General features: G+C 55.3%; 18 protein-coding genes. 5 read left to right on the top strand and 13 right to left on the bottom strand.

Translation table 11 applies throughout. The annotated features are described in order from the left end of the window. Positions 1–21: 21 nt before the first annotated feature. Positions 22–1,524 (bottom strand): 4-hydroxy-3-polyprenylbenzoate decarboxylase, encoded by a 1,503-nt coding sequence (ubiD, locus tag EBC_RS02655; protein ID WP_013200279.1) that lies wholly within the window; start codon positions 1,522–1,524, stop codon positions 22–24. A 187-nt stretch (positions 1,525–1,711) separates the two neighbouring features. On the opposite strand from ubiD, the gene rfaH reads away from it, so the two are divergent. Continuing rightward, on the top strand, positions 1,712–2,200 hold the full coding sequence (gene rfaH, locus EBC_RS02650) for a transcription/translation regulatory transformer protein RfaH (RefSeq protein ID WP_013200278.1): 489 nt from the start codon (positions 1,712–1,714) through the stop codon (positions 2,198–2,200). A 24-nt stretch (positions 2,201–2,224) separates the two neighbouring features. Here the strand turns inward: rfaH and tatD are convergent, their stop codons facing one another. The 9 genes from tatD to udp form a co-directional block, all read right to left on the bottom strand. After that, positions 2,225–3,010: a 3'-5' ssDNA/RNA exonuclease TatD gene (gene tatD / locus EBC_RS02645; protein ID WP_013200277.1), complete on the bottom strand. Its 786-nt coding sequence runs from the start codon at positions 3,008–3,010 to the stop codon at positions 2,225–2,227. 76 nt (positions 3,011–3,086) lie between these two features. Next, positions 3,087–3,845: a Sec-independent protein translocase subunit TatC gene (gene tatC / locus EBC_RS02640; protein ID WP_013200276.1), complete on the bottom strand. Its 759-nt coding sequence runs from the start codon at positions 3,843–3,845 to the stop codon at positions 3,087–3,089. Positions 3,846–3,847: 2 nt separating this feature from the next. Next, complete coding sequence (gene tatB, locus EBC_RS02635) at positions 3,848–4,495, bottom strand: Sec-independent protein translocase protein TatB (RefSeq protein WP_013200275.1); 648 nt, start codon at positions 4,493–4,495, stop codon at positions 3,848–3,850. Between the two features lie 3 nt (positions 4,496–4,498). Beyond that, positions 4,499–4,744 (bottom strand): Sec-independent protein translocase subunit TatA, encoded by a 246-nt coding sequence (tatA, locus tag EBC_RS02630; protein WP_013200274.1) that lies wholly within the window; start codon positions 4,742–4,744, stop codon positions 4,499–4,501. Positions 4,745–4,864: 120 nt separating this feature from the next. After that, positions 4,865–6,502: a ubiquinone biosynthesis regulatory protein kinase UbiB gene (ubiB, locus tag EBC_RS02625; RefSeq protein WP_013200273.1), complete on the bottom strand. Its 1,638-nt coding sequence runs from the start codon at positions 6,500–6,502 to the stop codon at positions 4,865–4,867. Beyond that, the gene (gene ubiJ, locus EBC_RS02620; RefSeq protein WP_013200272.1) at positions 6,499–7,104 is read right to left on the bottom strand and encodes a ubiquinone biosynthesis protein UbiJ; all 606 of its coding nucleotides are present in this window, start codon (positions 7,102–7,104) and stop codon (positions 6,499–6,501) included. Before ubiJ ends, ubiB begins: the two co-directional genes overlap by 4 nt. Before the next feature lie 12 nt (positions 7,105–7,116). Beyond that, a complete protein-coding gene (gene ubiE, locus EBC_RS02615; protein ID WP_013200271.1) occupies positions 7,117–7,872 on the bottom strand; it encodes a bifunctional demethylmenaquinone methyltransferase/2-methoxy-6-polyprenyl-1,4-benzoquinol methylase UbiE in 756 nt (251 codons plus the stop codon). 76 nt (positions 7,873–7,948) lie between these two features. After that, on the bottom strand, positions 7,949–9,484 hold the full coding sequence (gene rmuC, locus EBC_RS02610) for a DNA recombination protein RmuC (protein ID WP_013200270.1): 1,536 nt from the start codon (positions 9,482–9,484) through the stop codon (positions 7,949–7,951). 73 nt (positions 9,485–9,557) lie between these two features. Beyond that, a complete protein-coding gene (udp, locus tag EBC_RS02605) occupies positions 9,558–10,319 on the bottom strand; it encodes a uridine phosphorylase (RefSeq protein ID WP_013200269.1) in 762 nt (253 codons plus the stop codon). 288 nt (positions 10,320–10,607) lie between these two features. Here udp and EBC_RS02600 point away from each other — a divergent pair, with 288 nt between their 5' ends. After that, a complete protein-coding gene (locus tag EBC_RS02600; RefSeq protein WP_013200268.1) occupies positions 10,608–11,435 on the top strand; it encodes a dienelactone hydrolase family protein in 828 nt (275 codons plus the stop codon). Between the two features lie 48 nt (positions 11,436–11,483). Here EBC_RS02600 and metE read toward each other — a convergent pair whose 3' ends face one another. After that, positions 11,484–13,760, bottom strand: a complete 2,277-nt coding sequence (metE, locus tag EBC_RS02595; protein WP_013200267.1) for a 5-methyltetrahydropteroyltriglutamate--homocysteine S-methyltransferase — start codon at positions 13,758–13,760, stop codon at positions 11,484–11,486. 141 nt (positions 13,761–13,901) lie between these two features. On the opposite strand from metE, the gene metR reads away from it, so the two are divergent. Both metR and EBC_RS02585 read left to right on the top strand, forming a co-directional pair. Continuing rightward, a complete protein-coding gene (metR, locus tag EBC_RS02590; RefSeq protein WP_013200266.1) occupies positions 13,902–14,843 on the top strand; it encodes an HTH-type transcriptional regulator MetR in 942 nt (313 codons plus the stop codon). 98 nt (positions 14,844–14,941) lie between these two features. Beyond that, on the top strand, positions 14,942–15,424 hold the full coding sequence (locus EBC_RS02585) for a YehS family protein (protein ID WP_013200265.1): 483 nt from the start codon (positions 14,942–14,944) through the stop codon (positions 15,422–15,424). Positions 15,425–15,487: 63 nt separating this feature from the next. Here EBC_RS02585 and EBC_RS02580 read toward each other — a convergent pair whose 3' ends face one another. Further along, on the bottom strand, positions 15,488–16,342 hold the full coding sequence (locus EBC_RS02580; RefSeq protein ID WP_013200264.1) for a carboxylate/amino acid/amine transporter: 855 nt from the start codon (positions 16,340–16,342) through the stop codon (positions 15,488–15,490). Positions 16,343–16,609: 267 nt separating this feature from the next. On the opposite strand from EBC_RS02580, the gene glpT reads away from it, so the two are divergent. Further along, a complete protein-coding gene (gene glpT / locus EBC_RS02575) occupies positions 16,610–17,959 on the top strand; it encodes a glycerol-3-phosphate transporter (RefSeq protein ID WP_013200263.1) in 1,350 nt (449 codons plus the stop codon). Between the two features lie 37 nt (positions 17,960–17,996). Here the strand turns inward: glpT and yigL are convergent, their stop codons facing one another. Further along, positions 17,997–18,797, bottom strand: a complete 801-nt coding sequence (gene yigL / locus EBC_RS02570; protein WP_013200262.1) for a sugar/pyridoxal phosphate phosphatase YigL — start codon at positions 18,795–18,797, stop codon at positions 17,997–17,999. Positions 18,798–18,813 lie beyond the last annotated feature (16 nt).

Below are 18,813 nucleotides of genomic sequence, written 5' to 3'. Positions count from 1 at the left end.
CCTCTGTCGGGTCTCTGGCAGTTATTTGCCGGGCGTGTTATTGCGCGTAGGTGGCTCACTGAAGATGCCCAGTTCGTCCCAAATCTCATCGATACGGGCTGTTACCGCCGGATCTTTACGGATTGGACGTCCCCACTCTCGCGTCGTTTCGCCTGGCCATTTATTGGTCGCATCCAGTCCCATTTTCGAGCCTAAGCCGGAAACAGGTGAAGCGAAGTCCAGGTAGTCGATCGGCGTATTTTCAACTAAGACAGTATCTCTCGCCGGATCCATTCGCGTGGTGATCGCCCAGATGACGTCGTTCCAGTCACGGGCATTCACATCATCATCGCAGACAATAACAAATTTGGTATACATAAACTGACGAAGGAAAGACCAGACGCCCATCATTACGCGCTTGGCATGTCCCGCATACTGTTTTTTCATCGTAACGACGGCCAGGCGATAGGAACACCCTTCCGGCGGCAGATAGAAATCGACAATTTCCGGGAACTGCTTCTGCAGGATCGGCACAAAGACTTCATTCAGCGCCACGCCTAACACCGCAGGTTCATCCGGTGGACGACCGGTGTAGGTCGAATGATAGATCGGATTGCGGCGCTGAGTGATATGCGTCACGGTGAACACCGGGAAACTGTCTACTTCATTATAGTAACCCGTATGATCGCCGTAAGGGCCTTCTGGCGCCATTTCGCCAGGCTCGATATAGCCTTCAAGCACAATTTCGGCGCTGGCGGGCACTTCCAGATCGTTGGATATGCACTTCACCACTTCCGTTTTAGTGCCGCGCAGCAGGCCGGCGAAGGCATATTCAGACAGGGTGTCAGGAACGGGGGTCACGGCACCCAGAATCGTGGCCGGATCGGCGCCCAACGCGACGGATACCGGAAAACGTTCCCCCGGATGCTGCTGCGTCCACTCCTGGAAATCCAGCGCGCCGCCGCGATGGGAGAGCCAGCGCATAATCAGCTTGTTCTTACCAATCACCTGCTGGCGATAGATGCCGAGATTCTGCCGCTCTTTGTGCGGACCGCGTGTGACGGTCAATCCCCAGGTAATTAGCGGGGCCGCATCTTCAGGCCAACATTTCATTACCGGGATTCGGTGCAGATCGACCTCGTCACCCTGCCAAATCTCTTGCTGGCACGGCGCATCACGCAGACGCTTGGTCGGCATGTTCAGCACCTGCTTCCACTGCGGCATCTTATCGAAGAAATCACGGAAACCGCGAGGTGGCTCAGGTTCTTTCAGGAACGCCAGCAGGCGGCCAACATCACGCAGCGCCGAGACATCTTTCTGTCCCATGCCCATGGCCACACGGTCCGGCGTACCGAACAGGTTGCACAACACCGGCATGTCGTACCCTTTTGGGTTTTCGAACAGCAGTGCCGGGCCGCCAGCTCGCAGGGTGCGATCGGCGATTTCGGTCATCTCAAGATCCGGGTCGATCTCTTGCGTAATACGTTTTAATTCCCCGCGCTGCTCAAGCAAGGCAAGGAAATCGCGTAAGTCGTGGTATTTCATGACTTCTCATCAATACGGTCAGTGAATCGGCCATTATAGGGAGGATTGTTACGCTATGCTTAGTTTTTTGGAGCGACCGCGATCTGCAAACCAAATTCTTGCCAGGGCCGCATCTCTGCTGGATCCCGCTATAACTCTGGCGATGAGTTTGGTATTCTTAGCGGCCCTGTAATCAAAAAGTGACGTTATGGAATCCTGGTATTTACTTTATTGCAAACGTGGCCAGCTGCTTCGCGCGAAAGAACATCTTGAGCGTCAATCGGTGCATTGTCTTAGCCCAATGATTGCATTAGAGAAATTGGTTCGCGGAAAACGCACCCAGGTGGATGAGCCGCTCTTCCCCAATTATCTGTTTATAGAATTTGATCCGGAAGCGATTCATACCACAACCATAAGCGCCACGCGGGGCGTCAGCCATTTCGTTCGCTTCGGCAGTCTGCCGGCAAGCGTTCCTCATGACGTGATTATGGCACTGCAAACCGATACGCCAATCACCATGGTCGATCCTGACGTGCCTCAGCCCGGCGACCGCGTGTTAATTACCTGCGGCGCGTTTGAAGGGCTGAAAGCCATCTTCACCGAGCCCGATGGGGAAGCGCGCTCAATGCTGCTGCTGAACCTGCTCAATAAGCAGATCACGCGCAGCCTCGACAACAAGCAGTTCCACAAGCTTTAACCCTTCCTGCCGCTGATGCCGGAATTACGCCGGCAAACGAAACAGCTTACGCGCATTAGCATCGCACTGACGTCCCAGCGCCTCGGGTTCTTCCCCACGTAATCCCGCCACTACCTGCACAATATGCGGCAGGAAGCAGGGTTCATTACGTCGTGAAGGCGGCCTCGGGCGCATGTCGCGGGGCAGCAAATAGGGCGCATCCGTTTCCAGCAGCAGACGGTCGGCTGGGATCAACGGCATTAACTCACGAAGCTCTACGCCACGTCGCTCATCGCACACCCAGCCCGTAATCCCAATTGAGAGTCCCGCCGCCAGGCAGGCTTCAAGCTCTTCGCGCGTGCCGGTAAAGCAGTGCACCACCGCACCAGGCAACGTTGGTAACCAGGGCGTGAGGACGGCGAGGAAACGATCGTGGGCATCGCGACAGTGGAGAAACACCGGCATCGCCAATTCGGCGGCCAGCTCAAGCTGGGCATTGAACGCATAAACCTGCTGCTCAGGTTCAGAGATATTGCGGTTGAAGTCCAGACCACATTCGCCAATGGCGACCACTTCAGGGCTCTCCGCCAGCCGTTTCAGGGTCGCGGCGGTTTCGCCTGACCATTCACTGGCATGATGAGGATGGACACCGGCGGTGGACCAGCAATAACCCGGACGACGCGTGGCCAGGCTTTGCGCCTGCTGGCTTTCCAGCGCGTTGGTGCCGGTGATCAGTAAGCCGGTGATCCCGGCGTCTTTCGCACGTTTTACGACCTGATCGCGATCTTTCGCGAACTGCGTGCTGGTCAGGTTCACACCAATATCGAACATAGGATTTTCCAAACAGTAACCGCCCTTTCGGGCGGTTACGTTACGTCATGTAAGGGAGCGCTGGACCTGCTTTACGCTACTCTGGGCCCGATTCTTCCGGGTCCATGTCCTGACGACGCTTGCCGACATAGAAGCGCGCGAAGAACACGCCGACTTCAAACAGGCAATACATCGGAATAGCCAGAAGCGTCTGAGAGAAGACATCTGGCGGGGTCAACAGCATTCCCACCACGAAAGCACCCACCAACACGTACGGGCGCTTCTTCTTCAGGTCTTCCGGGGTTGTCATGCCGGTCCAACAGATCAACACGATAGCAATTGGCACTTCAAAGGAGACGCCAAATGCCATAAACAGTGCCATTACAAAATCGAGATAGTTGTTAATGTCAGTGGCAATCAACACGCCCTGCGGCGCGGTCTTGGCGAAGAAGCCAAAGGCCAGCGGAAAGACAACAAAGTAGGCGAAAGCCATGCCGGTATAGAATAGGAATGAACTGGAAAACAGCAACGGCATAACCAGCTTGCGCTCATGGCGATAAAGCGCAGGGGCGATAAAGGCCCAGATCTGATACAGGATCACCGGTACCGCAAGGAATACCGAGACGATCATCGTCAGTTTTATTGGGGTGAAAAACGGGGACGCAACGTCAGTGGCGATCATGCTGGCGCCCGCTGGCATCTGCTTAATCAGCGGCGCGGAAACCAGCTGGTAGATGTCATTGGAAAAATAAGCCAGACAGATAAAGATGCCGACGACGGCAATAATACAGTTCAACAAGCGCTTACGGAGTTCAATCAAATGACTGATAAGCGGTTGGGTATCTTCAACAGCCATGTTTATCGTTCATCGCTCGGTAAATGGGTGGAAACAGGAGCACGGCTGGACAGGATTGGCGCGTCGCCATTCGTGGTCAAGGCCGGTTTCGGTTCAGGTTTCACTGTCGGGGCCTGAGCTGGCGCGGTAGCCACTTCGGGTGCCTGAACGGGCGCAGACGCCACGTCAGTAGCCGGAATGGGTGAGGTTGCCGCTTCAGATACCTGAACCGGTGTGGTCACCGCGTCAGGGGCTTTGACAGGGGAACTGGCCTGATGGTCGGCTTCCGCTGGCGTCACACCCTCATGCGTCTCGGCAGAGTTCTTCACAAGGGGGTTATGGATGGTGTTGGCTTCGTCATCGGCTTTTTCATTTTCGCCGAGGTAAGAACGCTTCATGGATTCTGCTGATTGCTTCAGCTCTTCCATTGACGCCTTCAGCTCAGGAGAAAGGCTGTTCTTACTGGCCTCTTCCACCTTTTTCAGGCTGTCCTGCAGCTCCTGCAATTTAAGTTCCTGAGCGAGTTCGTTCTGCACACTGGTCGCCAGTGAACGCAGAGCGCGGATCCAGCCAACGACGGTTCTGACCGCCACCGGTAAACGCTGTGGACCCAGCACGACCAGCCCGATAACGAACACCAAAATCAGTTCACTAAAGCCTATGTCGAACACGGTTTATACCTTGTCGTTCTTGACGTCTTCTTTCTTCGCTTCTGTCTGATCTTTTTCCGCCAGTTTGGCATGGAAGTCAGCATCATTAGCATGGTCTTTATCTTTCTCGTTTTCATCGCCCATGGCTTTTTTGAAGCCTTTGATCGATGAACCCAAATCAGATCCCAGCGTACGGAGTTTGTTGGTACCAAACAGAAGAACAACAATTACGGCAATGATTAACAATTGCCAGATACTAATACCGCCCATGATTTTGCCTCTGATATTGAGTTGTGATGCCAGTTTTTCAGTATATACAGCTTGTGTTGCGCTGACGATGAGCAAACCATCACCAGCGCGGGATAACCTTCTGTTTACCTTTCATGACAATCAGCTGGTTTTACGCCAGCCAACCAGCCAGCTAACCAGACCGGCGGCGATCATCGCCGCGGAAATCAGATCCCAATCTGGCCGTGTCAGCAAGATGGCAGTGCCGCTGAGCAGCAAGGTCGCACCGACGCCGAACAGGTAACGGGACTTATGCTGTCTGATCCGTTCGCCTTTTAAATCGTTGGTCAGCTTGTCGACGCTGTGTTGCAAATGCTTGTGCTGGCGCAGGCTGTCATAGAAGAGTTCCGGCAGTTCTGGCAATTTCTCAGCCCAGAAAGGCGCTTTCTCTTTCAGTGCCCTGACAATGGCCGGAATACCGATTTGATCTTTGATCCAGTCTTCCAGGAACGGTTTGGCTGTTTTCCACAAATCCAACTGCGGATAAAGCTGCCGCCCAATGCCTTCAACATACAACAATGTTTTCTGCAGGAGAACCAGTTGTGGCTGAACTTCCATATTGAAGCGTCTGGCGGTGTTGAAAAGATTCAGCAACACGTGGCCAAAGGAGATCTCTGCCAACGGCTTTTCAAAAATGGGTTCGCACACGGTGCGGATGGCAAATTCGAAATCTTCCACGTTGGTGTCCGGCGGAACCCAACCAGAGTCGACGTGAAGCTCGGCCACCTTGCGGTAATCACGATTGAAGAAGGCGATGAAGTTTTCGGCGAGATAGCGCTTATCTTCTTTATTCAGCGAGCCGACTATCCCGCAGTCGATGGCGATATATTGCGGATCTTCTGGATGGTCGTAGCTGACAAAAATATTGCCCGGATGCATGTCCGCATGGAAGAAGCTGTCGCGGAATACCTGGGTAAAGAACACCTGCACGCCGCGCTCAGCCAGCAACTTCATGTTCACGCCATGCTTCTCCAGCGTCACCACGTCGGAAATCGGAATACCGTAGATCCGCTCCATCACCAGCATGGTTTCGCTGCCGTAGTCGGAGAAGATTTCCGGAACGTACAGCATTTTGCTTTTATCGAAGTTACGGCGAAGCTGGATGGCGTTAGCCCCTTCGCGCAACAGGTTCAGCTCATCAATCAGCGTTTTTTCGTAGTCTGCGACCACTTCCTGCGGACGCAAGCGGCGGCCGTCGGGTAACAGGCGTGGAACCCAGCGCGCCATGCGGTTGATCAGCTTCATATCGGCTCTGATCACCGGCAGGATGTCCGGGCGAATCACTTTGATCACCACTTTCTGGCCGTTTTCTTTCAGCGTTGCCGTATGCACCTGGGCAATCGACGCTGATGCCAGAGGTTTGATCATGAAATCATCAAAGCGGGATTCAACCGGGCAACCAAGAGACAGTTCGATCTGCTGCTTAGCCAGCACGCCGTCAAACGGGGCTACACGGTCCTGCAGCATCGCCAGCTGATCGGCAATCTGCGGCGGGAACAGGTCGCGTCGTGTCGACATCATCTGACCAAACTTGATCCATACCGGACCCAGTTGCTCCAGCGCCAGGCGAATACGGTCGCCAAGCGGCAGGTTTTTGTGTTTGTTGGGCAGCCAGAACAGGCACTTACGCCACATGCGGATCGGCAATGCCAGACGGGTTTTGGGGATCAGTTCATCCAGGCCGTAGGTGAGGAATACCCGGATAATCAAATAGAGTCGGCGCAATTCTCCTGGCGTCATTTGCCCTCCAGCGTTGCAAGGCGGCTTTCAAGCGCGGAAAGATCGCGCGATAGCGCATCAACTTCTTCAGCAAACCAGGCTGCTTCTAATCCGCCGGGTGCCAGCCGCCACTCTTCGGTCAGCGCCTGACCGAGATAGGCCTGCTTGCGTTCAGCATCACCACGTAACAGCTGGAAACCGCGACGGGCAAACTGGCTGATACCCTGCGCCACCACGTCCCCGGTCCAGGGCGCGAGGTATTCAGCGGGGTCCAGTTCGGCGAGATCGATAAGCGCAGAAAAGTGCTGCACAACCTGCAGATCGCCGTCGACTTCCAGCTCGCCACTGCGGATCACGCTGGTCAGCTGCTGGCGATCGCGCAGCTTGCGCAAGGTGGCAATCTGCGTTTTTACCGTGCAGTCGGGCGTGTCATTCCACTCGCCCAGCACATCAACCTGATGCTCGCTGAAGATAAAGATCAGCGGCTGTTTCAGTTCAGCCAGCACGATGGCCAGGCTTTTGCCATTCAGGCGCTGACGTGCTGCTTTCAGGCCGCGATCGCGATAGAGGATCTGGTTAAGTGCCGTTTCCAGGCCCGCGGTTAACAGCGGCGTTAAAGTCATTCGCTTTCCTGTTTAGAACTTGAACCCACGGTGCAGTGCAACGATGCCACCGGTGAGATTGTGATACGTGGTGTTTTCAAAGCCCACGTCTTCCATCATCTGCTTGAGTGTGTCCTGATCCGGATGCATACGGATGGATTCGGCCAGATAGCGATAGCTCCCGGAATCCTTCGCCACCAGCTCGCCGATGCGCGGCAGAATATGGAAAGAGTACGCGTCATAGGCCTTGCTTAACGGTTCCAGCACCGGCTTGGAGAACTCCAGCACCAGTAAACGCCCGCCCGGCTTCAGTACGCGGAACATGGACGCCAGCGCTTTCTCTTTCTCGGTGACGTTACGCAAGCCAAAGGCGATGGTAATGCAGTCGAAATAGTTGTCCGGGAAAGGCAGTGCTTCAGCATTGGCCTGCACGTAGTTCACGTTGCCAATGATGCCGTTGTTGCGTAATTTCTCACGGCCCACTTTCAGCATCGAGCTGTTGATATCAGCCAGCACCACTTCGCCCGTCTCGCCCACCAGGCGTGAGAACTTCGCGGTCAAATCGCCGGTGCCGCCCGCCAGATCCAGCACGCGCTGCCCACGGCGGACGCCGCTGCAATCGATAGTAAAACGCTTCCAGACGCGGTGGATGCCGAACGACATTAAATCGTTCATCAGGTCATATTTGGCCGCAACGGAATGGAAAACATCTGCCACCATTTCTTCCTTGTCGCTTTTCGCTACGGTACGGAAGCCGAAATGAGTGGTGTCCTTTGATTCATCTGCCATTTGTTTTGCCTGCTCTGCAATCAATTATCTGCCAAGTGTACCAGAGTCCAGCAGGTCAGGCACGCAGCCTGGCGGCTTATTCATTGACTCTTAATGCGCCGTTATCCTGCCCGGAATCGCCATCTGGCTGGGCTTCATCGTCCTCCAGCTCAGCGATATTTTCGGCCGATTCCGGCATGGCCTGTTCAACAAGCCGCGGATTAATCGGCCGTTTCACCTCGATACCCAGCTGACGGAAGCTTTCGGTCTGGGCAATCATATTGCCCCGCCCTTCCGACAGTTTTTTCATTGCCTGACGGTAACTGTCCTGCGCTTTGTCCAGACTTTGGCCCATTGAGGACATGTCATCGACAAACAGGCGCATTTTATCGTAGAGCTTCGCGGCACGATCGGCGATGCGTTGGGCATGGCGGCTCTGTTGCTCATAGCGCCAAAGATTGTTAATCGTCCGTAACGCCACCAGCAGGGTGGTTGGACTGACTAACATGATGTTCAGGTTGAGCGCTTCGTTAATCAACTCCGGCTGACGATCGATCGCCAGTAAAAAGGCCGGTTCAACCGGGATAAACATCAACACATAATCCAGGGAGCGTAAACCGGGCAATTGTTGGTAATCTTTTCGGCTCAGCTGACGTAAATGCCCACGAATGGCGGCAATATGCTCGCTGATTGCCGCTTCGCGCTGCGCCTCATCGTCACCGTTGAAGTAACGTTCGTAGGCCACCAGCGTCATTTTGGCATCGATAACCACATCTTTGCCCTGCGGCAGACGCACGATCACATCCGGCTGCATCCGTCCGTTCTGTTCTAACTGAATGGTGACCTGGGTTTCATACTCATGGCCTTCCCGCAGCCCGGAGGCTTCAAGCACGCGGCTCAAGACCACTTCACCCCAGTTACCCTGGGTTTTATTGTCGCCTTTCAGCGCTTTGGTCAGGTTGATCGCTTCCTGCGCCATTTGCGCGTTCAGCTGCTGCAGGTTGCGGATTTCATGCGAGAGGGTATGACGTTCACGGGCTTCCTGGCCAAATCCGTCCTGCACCTGGCGGCGGAAGCCTTCCAGCTGTTCACGCAGTGGCGAAATCAGGCTGTTAAGGCTTTGCTTGTTTTGCTCATCAACGCGGCGGCCACTGTTTTCGAAAATCCGGTTTGCAAGGTTTTCAAATTGCGCGTTCAGCCGCTGCTCGCTGTTGACCAGCAGGCGCTGTTTCTCTTCAGCAGCCATGCGGGTTTCTTCAAGACGGATGGTGACTTCGCGCAGTTCGGCTTCCTGAGAACTGTTGATTTCCAGCTGGTTGCGTAATTCCCGCGTCAGCTGTTCAGTTTCATTGCGCCAGTGATCGAGGTGGTGAAGCTTTTCCTGGGCCGCAGACAGCGTCCCGTGTAGCTGGCGCAACTCGAGCTCATTCTGCCGTTGCGCCTGCTGACAGGTTTCGACCTGCTGCTGCAGCCGTTGACGCTCTTCGCGCAGCTGTTCCGCTGACTGCAGCAGCAATTGCCGTTCGGTTTCCTGCCGGGCTGAGACCTGCTGCCCGCGAAACCAGGCGATTGTCCAGCCTGCCAGCACACCGGCCAGCGCCAGACAAACGCCATAACTGATTGTTGCATCCACCTTTATTCTCCCGCATGGACTTATCTACGGGAAAAGGTAGAGGCCTACTGTATGAATGTCCAGATAAAAAGCGTCAGATTAGGCGGCGCGCCGCATCTACTACGATACGTACCGCATCACTCTCGGTTCTTTTCATCGTTTCCGCATCAGGAATTTCCTGCTGAGTGCGGTTGACGATCACACCCGCCACCATACCGGCCCGCAGTCCCTGACTGGCACACATGGTTAACAGCGTTGCCGACTCCATTTCATAGTTCAGCACGCCCATATCCTGCCATTCCTTCATTGAGTTCTGGAAACGGCTGACGACGCGGCCTGAAAAGGTGTCGTAACGCTCCTGACCAGGATAGAACGTATCGGAAGATGCGGTGATACCAATGTGGGTGGTTGCGCCTGCCGCTTTCGCCGCGTCGACCAGCGCCGTGGTGCAGGTAAAGTCCGCGACAGCCGGGAACTCCAGCGGGGCGAAGTGCAGGCTGGCGCCATCAAGACGCACTGAGCCGGTGGTGACCAGCACATCGCCGACGTTAATCTCTGGCTGAATAGCGCCAGTGGTACCGACGCGCAGGAAGGTGCGCACGCCCAGTTGAGCCAGTTCTTCCACTGCAATAGACGTTGAAGGACCGCCGATGCCGGTGGAACAGACGATCACCGCCTTGCCATCCAGCTCTGCACGCCAGCTGGTAAATTCACGGTGTGAAGCCAGATGGACCGGGTTTTCCATCAATGCCGCAATTTTTTTCACCCGCTCAGGATCGCCCGGCACAATCGCCAAGGTCGCGCCCTGCAAATCCGCTTTTGTTAAACCCAAATGAAAAACGTCTGAGTGTGCCATTTCAAACTCCTGTAACGGGAAAGGGGGATAAGGATCTGGCGGTCACAATAATGCAAAGCTGCCGAAAATTATGTGAATCGCATCACTTCGTCCAATGAAAGTTACATTGAATCAACAACAAGAAGTGACATACATCACATTTAAACACTCTTTCCTTTCGGATTGCCACAACTTGCCCTCACGGTCAGGTAATGGCAGTGTTAATGATGGGTAGAGAGCAACCCCCTGACCCAAACGTAATCCTGGCTATAGTTAGCTGATTGCGCTAATGCATGCATGGAGAGGACAATGAAAACCGACGAGAATACGACTCAAAAAATGAGCAATAATGGGTTCACTCCTGCGGTATCGCCTACCGCATCGACCACGATTATTACTGACAGTGACGCCATCCAGTCAGGTGAAACATCCATTCCTACTCAGGGCGAGAACATGCCCGCTTTTCACGCCAAACCGCGTCATGTCAGCGGCCCACTGCCGGTGATTCTGGTGGTTCAGGAGATTTTTGGCGTGCATGAACACATTCGCGATATCTGCCGTCGCCTGGCTGCCGAAGGCTATCTGGCGGTTGCGCCAGAGCTTTACTTCCGCCAGGGCGATCCTGCTGAATACGACGATATCCCGACGCTGTTTAAAGATTTAGTCAGCACCGTTCCGGATAATCAGGTGTTGGCCGATTTGGATCACGTTGCCAACTGGGCCTCCCGTCACGGCGGCGATATGCGCAATATGGGCATCACTGGCTTCTGCTGGGGCGGACGCATTACCTGGCTGTATGCAGCACACAATCCACAGCTGAAAGCCGCCGTGGCCTGGTATGGCAAAATGGTCGGAGAGAAGACGCTGAAGCAGCAGAAGCAGCCGGTTGATATCGCGGTGGATTTAACTGCGCCGGTGTTAGGACTTTATGGCGGCAAGGATGACAGCATTCCGCAGGAGAGCGTGGAGACTATGCGCCAGGCGCTGCGTGCAGCGAACGCCAAATCGGAAATTATTGTTTATCCGGATGCGGGCCATGCCTTTAATGCCGATTACCGCCCAAGCTATCATGAAGAGTCGGCCAAAGATGGCTGGCAGCGCATGCTCGCCTGGTTCCGGCAGAATGGCGTGAAGTAATAAAAAAAGGGGCGCCAGGCGCCCCACATCACTTCAATCACTCAGAAATCAGGCCGGTTTTTTAGTTTTGCGCAGATTCTGGGCGGCTTGCACCATGTTCGCTAACGCCTGACGCGTTTCTGTCCAGCCGCGGGTTTTCAGACCACAATCCGGATTCACCCACAGACGCTCAGTCGGGATGCGCTTCGCCGCCTTCAGCAGCAGTTCTTCCATCCATTCCACGCCGGGCACGTTTGGCGAATGAATGTCGTACACGCCAGGGCCGATCTCATTCGGGTAATCAAACTCCTCAAACGACTCCAGCAGTTCCATATCCGACCGTGAGGTTTCGATGGTGATCACGTCCGCATCCAGCGCCGCAATCGACCCCATGATGTCGTTGAACTCGCAGTAACACATATGGGTATGGATCTGCGTGTCATCCCGCGCCACGGCAGCGTTCAGGCGGAAGGCATCAACGGCCCATGCCAGATAGGCCGCCCAGTCGGACTGGCGCAGCGGCAGACCTTCACGCAGGGCAGGCTCATCGATCTGAATGATGCCGATGCCGGCTTTTTCCAGGTCCTCCACTTCATCGCGTAGCGCCAGGGCAATCTGCTTAGCGATGGTTTCACGGCTCACGTCTTCACGCGGGAATGACCAGCAAAGGATGGTAACCGGCCCGGTCAGCATGCCTTTCACCGGTTTCTCCGTCAGGGACTGGGCGTATTTCGCCCATTCAACGGTGATCGCCGCCGGGCGGCTGACGTCGCCGATAATAACGGGCGGTTTGACGCAGCGTGAACCGTAGCTCTGCACCCAGCCATTTTGCGTGAAGGCAAAACCGTCGAGGTTCTCGCCAAAATACTCAACCATGTCGTTACGTTCGGCTTCGCCGTGAACCAGCACATCCAGACCCAGACGTTCCTGCTCAGCAATGGCCTGTTTGATATGTCCGGCAATGCCGGTACGGTAGTGATTACTGTCGAGGCGACCCTGTTTGAAGTCCAGGCGCAGGCCACGGATTTCGGTAGTTTGTGGGAACGAACCGATGGTGGTGGTCGGCCAGGCCGGCAGGTTAAAGCGCTTGCGCTGCGCGTCAGCACGTACGCTATAGCCATGATCGCGCTGGCTGTCTTTCGCGGTGATCGCCGCAAGACGTTTGCTGACCGCCGCGTTATGCACCCGACCCGAATCACGGCGGGCACGGATCGGTGCGCTCCAGGCCTCCAGTGACTGCGGGTTATTGTTATTCAGCGCGTTGCTCAGCAGTGACAGCTCAGCACACTTTTGCAGGGCGAAGGCGAACCAGCTTTTCACTTCGTCGTCCAGGCGGGTTTCGGTACTCAGGTCGATAGGGCTGTGCAGCAGCGAACAGGACGAACCGATCCACAGCTGTTTGCGCTGGGAAACCAGCGGTTGCAGGCGTTCAAACCAGCTACTTAAGTCGGCTCGCCAGACGTTACGGCCATTGATAACGCCGACGGACAGCAACCAGTCGGCAGGGATCCTGGCATTTAGCGCAACGATATCGTCTTTACCCTGCACCAGGTCAACGTGCAGCCCCTGCACCGGCAGCGTACGGAGGGTATTGATGTTAGTGCCGGCGCTGTCAAAGTAGGTGGTCAGCAGCAGTTTGGTGTTGCCCTGCAAGGCATCATAAGCCGGTTTGAAGGCGTTCAGCCATTCCTGCGGCAGTTCCAGCACCAGCGCAGGTTCATCAATCTGTACCCATTCAATTCCGCGGGTAGCCAGCTCGCCCAGCACCTGCTGGTAGACCGGCAGAATGTCTTTCAGCAGGCTCAGTCGGTCAAACTGTTCGCCTTTTACTTTACCCAACCACAGATAGGTTACCGGGCCCAGCAGCACCGGTTTTACGTTGTGGCCAAGAGCCAGCGCTTCATCGACTTCTTCCAGAATTTGTGTCCAGCTAAGTTTGAACTGCTGGCCCTGGGTGAATTCCGGCACCATATAGTGGTAGTTGGTGTTGAACCACTTGGTCATTTCGGCAGCGGCAGCGGGCTCACCCGTGGGTGCCCGGCCACGGCCAAGACGGAACAACGTATCCAGATCGACAGAGCCATCTTTGTTTTGGTGACGGGCCGGCCCGTTGCCCAACATCAGGCTGGTGGTCAGAACGTGATCGTACCAGGCGAAGTCACCCACCGGCACCCGATCAACGCCCGCCTGCTTCTGCTGCTGCCAGTGGCGGGCACGCAGTTCGCGGCCTACCGCCAGTAAATCGTCCTGAGTGCTGTTACCCGCCCAGTAGCTTTCCTGCGCTTTTTTCAGTTCGCGACGCAGACCGACGCGAGGGAATCCAAGTGTGTGGTTCAGAATGGTCATCAGTTCTTTCCTCAGTTGTTGCCCGCTGTCCTTGCAGATGCAATCAGGCTTTTAGACGTCCAGATGTTTACACATCTATAATCCGCAGGTACTGTAGTCACCACAAGCGCAAATTGTTCACTGTCGATGTGAAGGACTCTCATGATCGAACTCAAACACCTGCGGACGCTGCAGGCGCTGCGGACAACCGGTTCGCTGGCGGCCGCGGCGGCCCAGCTTCACCAAACGCAGTCGGCGTTATCTCATCAGTTCAGCGACCTGGAACAGCGTCTGGGCTTTCGGTTATTCGTGCGTAAAAGCCAGCCGTTGCGCTTTACGCCCCAGGGCGAAATCCTGCTGCAGCTGGCGGAACAGGTGTTGCCGCAGATCCAGCAAGCGCTTCAGGCCTGCCACGAGCCTCACCAGACCACGCTGCGCATCGCCATTGAATGCCATAGCTGTATCCAGTGGCTGACGCCGGCGTTGAGTAATTTCCGCCAGAGCTGGCCTCAGGTGGTGATGGATTTCAAATCGGGCGTCACATTTGACCCTCAGCCTGCCTTGCAGCAGGGCGAGCTGGATATCGTGCTGACCTCCGATATTCTGCCGCGCAGTGGCCTGTTCTATTCGCCGATGTTTGATTTTGAAGTGAGGTTAGTGCTGGCCCAGGATCACCCGCTGGCGAAAGTGGACCATATCTCGCCGGAAGATTTGGCGAATGAAGTGCTGATGATTTATCCGGTGCAGCGTCAGCGTCTGGATATCTGGCGACACTTCCTGCAACCGGCTGGCGTCAGCCCGGCGCTGAAAAGCGTCGATAACACCCTGCTGCTGATCCAGATGGTGTCGGCCGGGATGGGGATTGCGGCACTGCCGCATTGGGTGGTGGAAAGCTTCGAACATCAGGGACTGGTGGTGACCAAAACGCTGGGTGATGGCCTGTGGAGTCGTCTGTATGCCGCCGTGCGTGATGGTGAACAGCGTCAGCCGGTGACCGAAGCCTTTATCCGTTCTGCCCGCCAGCATGCCTGCGATCATCTGCCGCTGGTCAGAGACGCTTCTCAGCCCGGTGCCGCACTGCCCTCTCCGCTGACCCACTCCTGATTTACCTGCCAGCCTGAATCGCTGGTGGGTTTTCCTGTATCAACGGCCATTTGTCACTATAATGCGCACAACAGCCTTTGATCCCTGATGAGATTTTTATGACTAATAACGACGTTCTGCGCAGCGTGCGCTTCATGCTTAACCTGAGCGATGCGCAGGTTGTGGCAATTTTGGCGCTGGCAGAAACAGAAGTCACCGAAGCCGAAATCAACAGCTTCCTGAAGAAAGACGATGAAGACGGTTTCCGTGAATGCCCGGATGTGATTATGGGCTACTTCCTGAATGGCCTGATTTTCCAGCGCCGCGGCAAAAGTGAAGATGCACCAGAGCCGTCCATCGAGCGCAAGATGACCAATAACATCATGATGAAGAAGCTGCGCGTGGCGTTCGATCTGAAAACCACCGACATTCTCGACATTCTGAAGATGGCGGATTTTGCGGTGGGACAGTCTGAGATTGGGGCGATTTTCCGCAAGCCGGGTCACAAAAACTACCGCGAGTGCGGCGATCAGATCCTGCGTAACTTCCTGAAAGGACTGACCATGAAAATCCGTCCTGCGGTTGTGCCAAAAGCCAAGTAAGTCATAACGGGCAGCAGCAGTCTGCCCGTTTTTCCTGCCCGTTATCCCCGCACGTTCCCCATGCTATCGGCCTTTCACGATCCAGTGTCGGTGCACCAGCAATGAAGCGAAAATAACCGCGGCACCAATAATAAAGCTCGGCCAGTGTGGCTGCTGCTGCCAGATCGCCAGGTTCACCAGCAGTCCGGCGGGCACATGCATGTTGTTCATGATCCCCAGCGTGCCGGCATCAACCTGCGTCGCACCATAGTTCCACATAAAGTAGCCCAGCCCAGACGCCACCACACCCAGCCAGATCAAAATGCCCCACTGCAGCGAAGTTGTCGGTAATTTTTGCGGATTTCCCCACATAAACCACGCCACAACGGCAATCATCGCCGCGCCCAGATAGAACCAGGAGAACGCGGTGTGCTGCGGTACCGGCCGGATTTCCTGCAGGCGCTTATACCCGACCATGCCAATGGCAAAGATGAGGTTCGCCAGTTGCACCAGCATCAGGCCGAACCAGAAATGATCGCTGACTTTGTCGTAGCGGATGATAGCCGCGCCGCCCACCGCCAGCATCGCGCTAAGGGCATAGCCCCAGCGCACGCCGCGGCCGGTCAGCAAATCATAAACCAGCGTCACGTACAGCGGCGTCATCACCGTAAACAGCAGGAATTCCTGCACGCTGAGGTAGAGATAGGCCTGGAAACTGATCAGATACATGATGCCGAGCTGCAATGCGCCCACCGCCATGTACATCAGGATGGTCGAGGCCCGATAGCCACGCCAGCGCAGAAACGGCAGGAACACCACCGCCGCCAGCACCAGGCGCACTAATACCGAAAATACGCTATCGACCTGGCCCGCCAGGTATTCGCCAATCAGGCTAAAAGAAAATGCCCACAAAATTGTGGTGACAATCAGTAACGTCACAATGGAAGACCCTGCTGCGAAAAGTGCGCCCAGTGTAACGAAATGACCGAAGTTGCAGGAAAGTATTTAGTTTACATCTGGCGCTTTTTCATCCTTTCGCGCTGTCATAAAAATGTAACATTTGCGTAAACCTTCACAGTCTCAACAGCAGAAAACCCCTATCCTGTGCGCGAAATGGAACATCCCTACGCCCTTTGACGGACGGATCGATGACGTGAGGCGTCCGCGGAGGTTAAAACAACAAGAACGTCGCCATTGGAGGCTTATATGTTAAGTATTTTCAAACCGGCATCTCATCAGCCGCGCGTTGAAGCCAGCCAGGTGGATCCGCTCTACCGCAAGCTACGCTGGCAAATCTTCCTCGGTATATTCTTCGGTTACGCCGCCTACTATCTGGTGCGTAAAAACTTCGCGCTGGCCATGCCCTACCTGATTGAACAGGGATTCTCACGGGGCGATCTCGGCTTCGCGTTATCCGGTATTTCTATCGCTTACGGTTTTTCCAAATTCATTATGGGATCGGTCTCGGACCGCTCTAATCCCCGCTATTTCCTGCCCGCCGGTTTGATCCTGGCCGCTGCGGTGATGCTGTTTATGGGCTTTGTGCCCTGGGCTACGTCCAGCATCATGGTGATGTTTGTCCTGCTGTTTCTCTGCGGCTGGTTCCAGGGCATGGGCTGGCCACCGTGCGGGCGAACCATGGTTCACTGGTGGTCACAGAAAGAGCGTGGCGGCATTGTGTCGGTGTGGAACTGTGCACATAACGTTGGCGGCGGCATCCCACCGTTGCTGTTCCTGCTGGGCATGGCGTGGTTTAACGACTGGAAAGCAGCGCTCTATATGCCGGCGTTCGGCGCGATTCTGGTGGCTGTTTTTGCCTTTGCGCTGATGCGAGACACGCCACAATCCTGTGGTTTGCCGCCGATTGAAGAGTACAAGAACGACTATCCGGTGGATTACGATGAGAAGCATGAAGAGGAGCTGACCGCTAAGCAGATCTTTATGCAGTACGTTCTGCCGAACAAACTGCTGTGGTACATCGCGCTGGCGAACGTGTTCGTGTATCTGCTGCGTTACGGCATCCTCGACTGGTCACCGACCTACCTGAAAGAGGTTAAGCACTTCGCGCTGGATAAATCCTCCTGGGCATATTTCTTCTACGAATACGCCGGGATCCCAGGAACGTTGCTGTGCGGCTGGATGTCGGACAAAGTCTTTAAGGGCAATCGCGGAGCGACCGGGGTGTTCTTTATGGTGCTGGTGACCATTGCCACGGTGATTTACTGGATGAATCCCGCAGGCAATCCGGGGATCGATATGGCCTGTATGATCGTCATCGGCTTCCTGATTTATGGCCCGGTGATGCTGATTGGACTGCATGCGCTGGAACTGGCACCGAAAAAGGCGGCAGGCACGGCGGCAGGCTTTACAGGTTTGTTTGGTTACCTTGGCGGATCGGTCGCGGCAAGCGCGATTGTCGGTTATACCGTGGATTACTTTGGCTGGGACGGCGGCTTTATCATCATGATTGGCGGCTGCGTGCTGGCGGTGATCTTCCTGCTGCTGACCATGCTCAGTGAAAACAAACATAAACAGCAGCTGAAGTCGGCTGAATAACGTGAGACCGCCCCGGATTCGGGGCGGTTATTACGGCTTACACGTTGTACATCTTGCGCAGGTAATGCGGCACCGCGTTATCCGCGTTGCTGCCAATCACTTCCAGCTCCGGCAGGAAATCTTTCAGGCGCTGGTGAGAGTTGCTCATGATGCAGCCTTTGCCCGCCATGCTCAGCATCTCTTTATCATTCATGCCGTCACCAAAGGAAATGCAGTCCTTCAGGCTGTAACCCAGCGATTGCGAGACGGCATCCAGCGCGTGGCCTTTAGAGACGCCACCCGCCATCACTTCCAGACAGGTTGGCAGCGAGAAACTGACGTTAACCCGGTCACCCCAGCGTGCGATCAGCGCTTCTTCCAGCGGGATCAGCAGTTCGGGCTTACCACAGGTAAAGAACACCTTGCTGATGCCATCGGTTGGCAGCGAACCCGGTTGATAGATCTGATAGTTGAAGTCGGACTCACGGAAAAAATCCATCTCTTCAGGACGATTGCGGTTCAGGAACCACTCTTCATCGCGATAGACGTTGGTGAAGATGTCCTGATGGTCGTGGTGCATCGCAAACAACTCACTGGCGATGTCTTCATCCAGGTTGTGGCTGAACACCAGCCCGCCCGCGGTATTGTGCACGCGAGCGCCGTTGGAGGTGATCATAAACGCATCAATCCCCAGGCTGTCGCGCATCTGGGCGACATCAATATAGTGACGGCCGGTGGCAAAAATAAAGTTCACGCCTTTGCGGGTCAGCAGCGGCAGCGTTTCACGGGCAAAGGAGGAGAGACGGTGATCCGGAGACAACAGGGTGCCATCAAGATCGGAAGCAACGATAGGGTACATAAAACCTCTGGTTTGT

Origin of the sequence: Erwinia billingiae Eb661 (assembly GCF_000196615.1) — a bacterium.
GTDB classification, from domain to species: Bacteria; Pseudomonadota; Gammaproteobacteria; order Enterobacterales; family Enterobacteriaceae; genus Erwinia; species Erwinia billingiae.
This window is presented reverse-complemented; position numbering and strand designations above follow the sequence as displayed.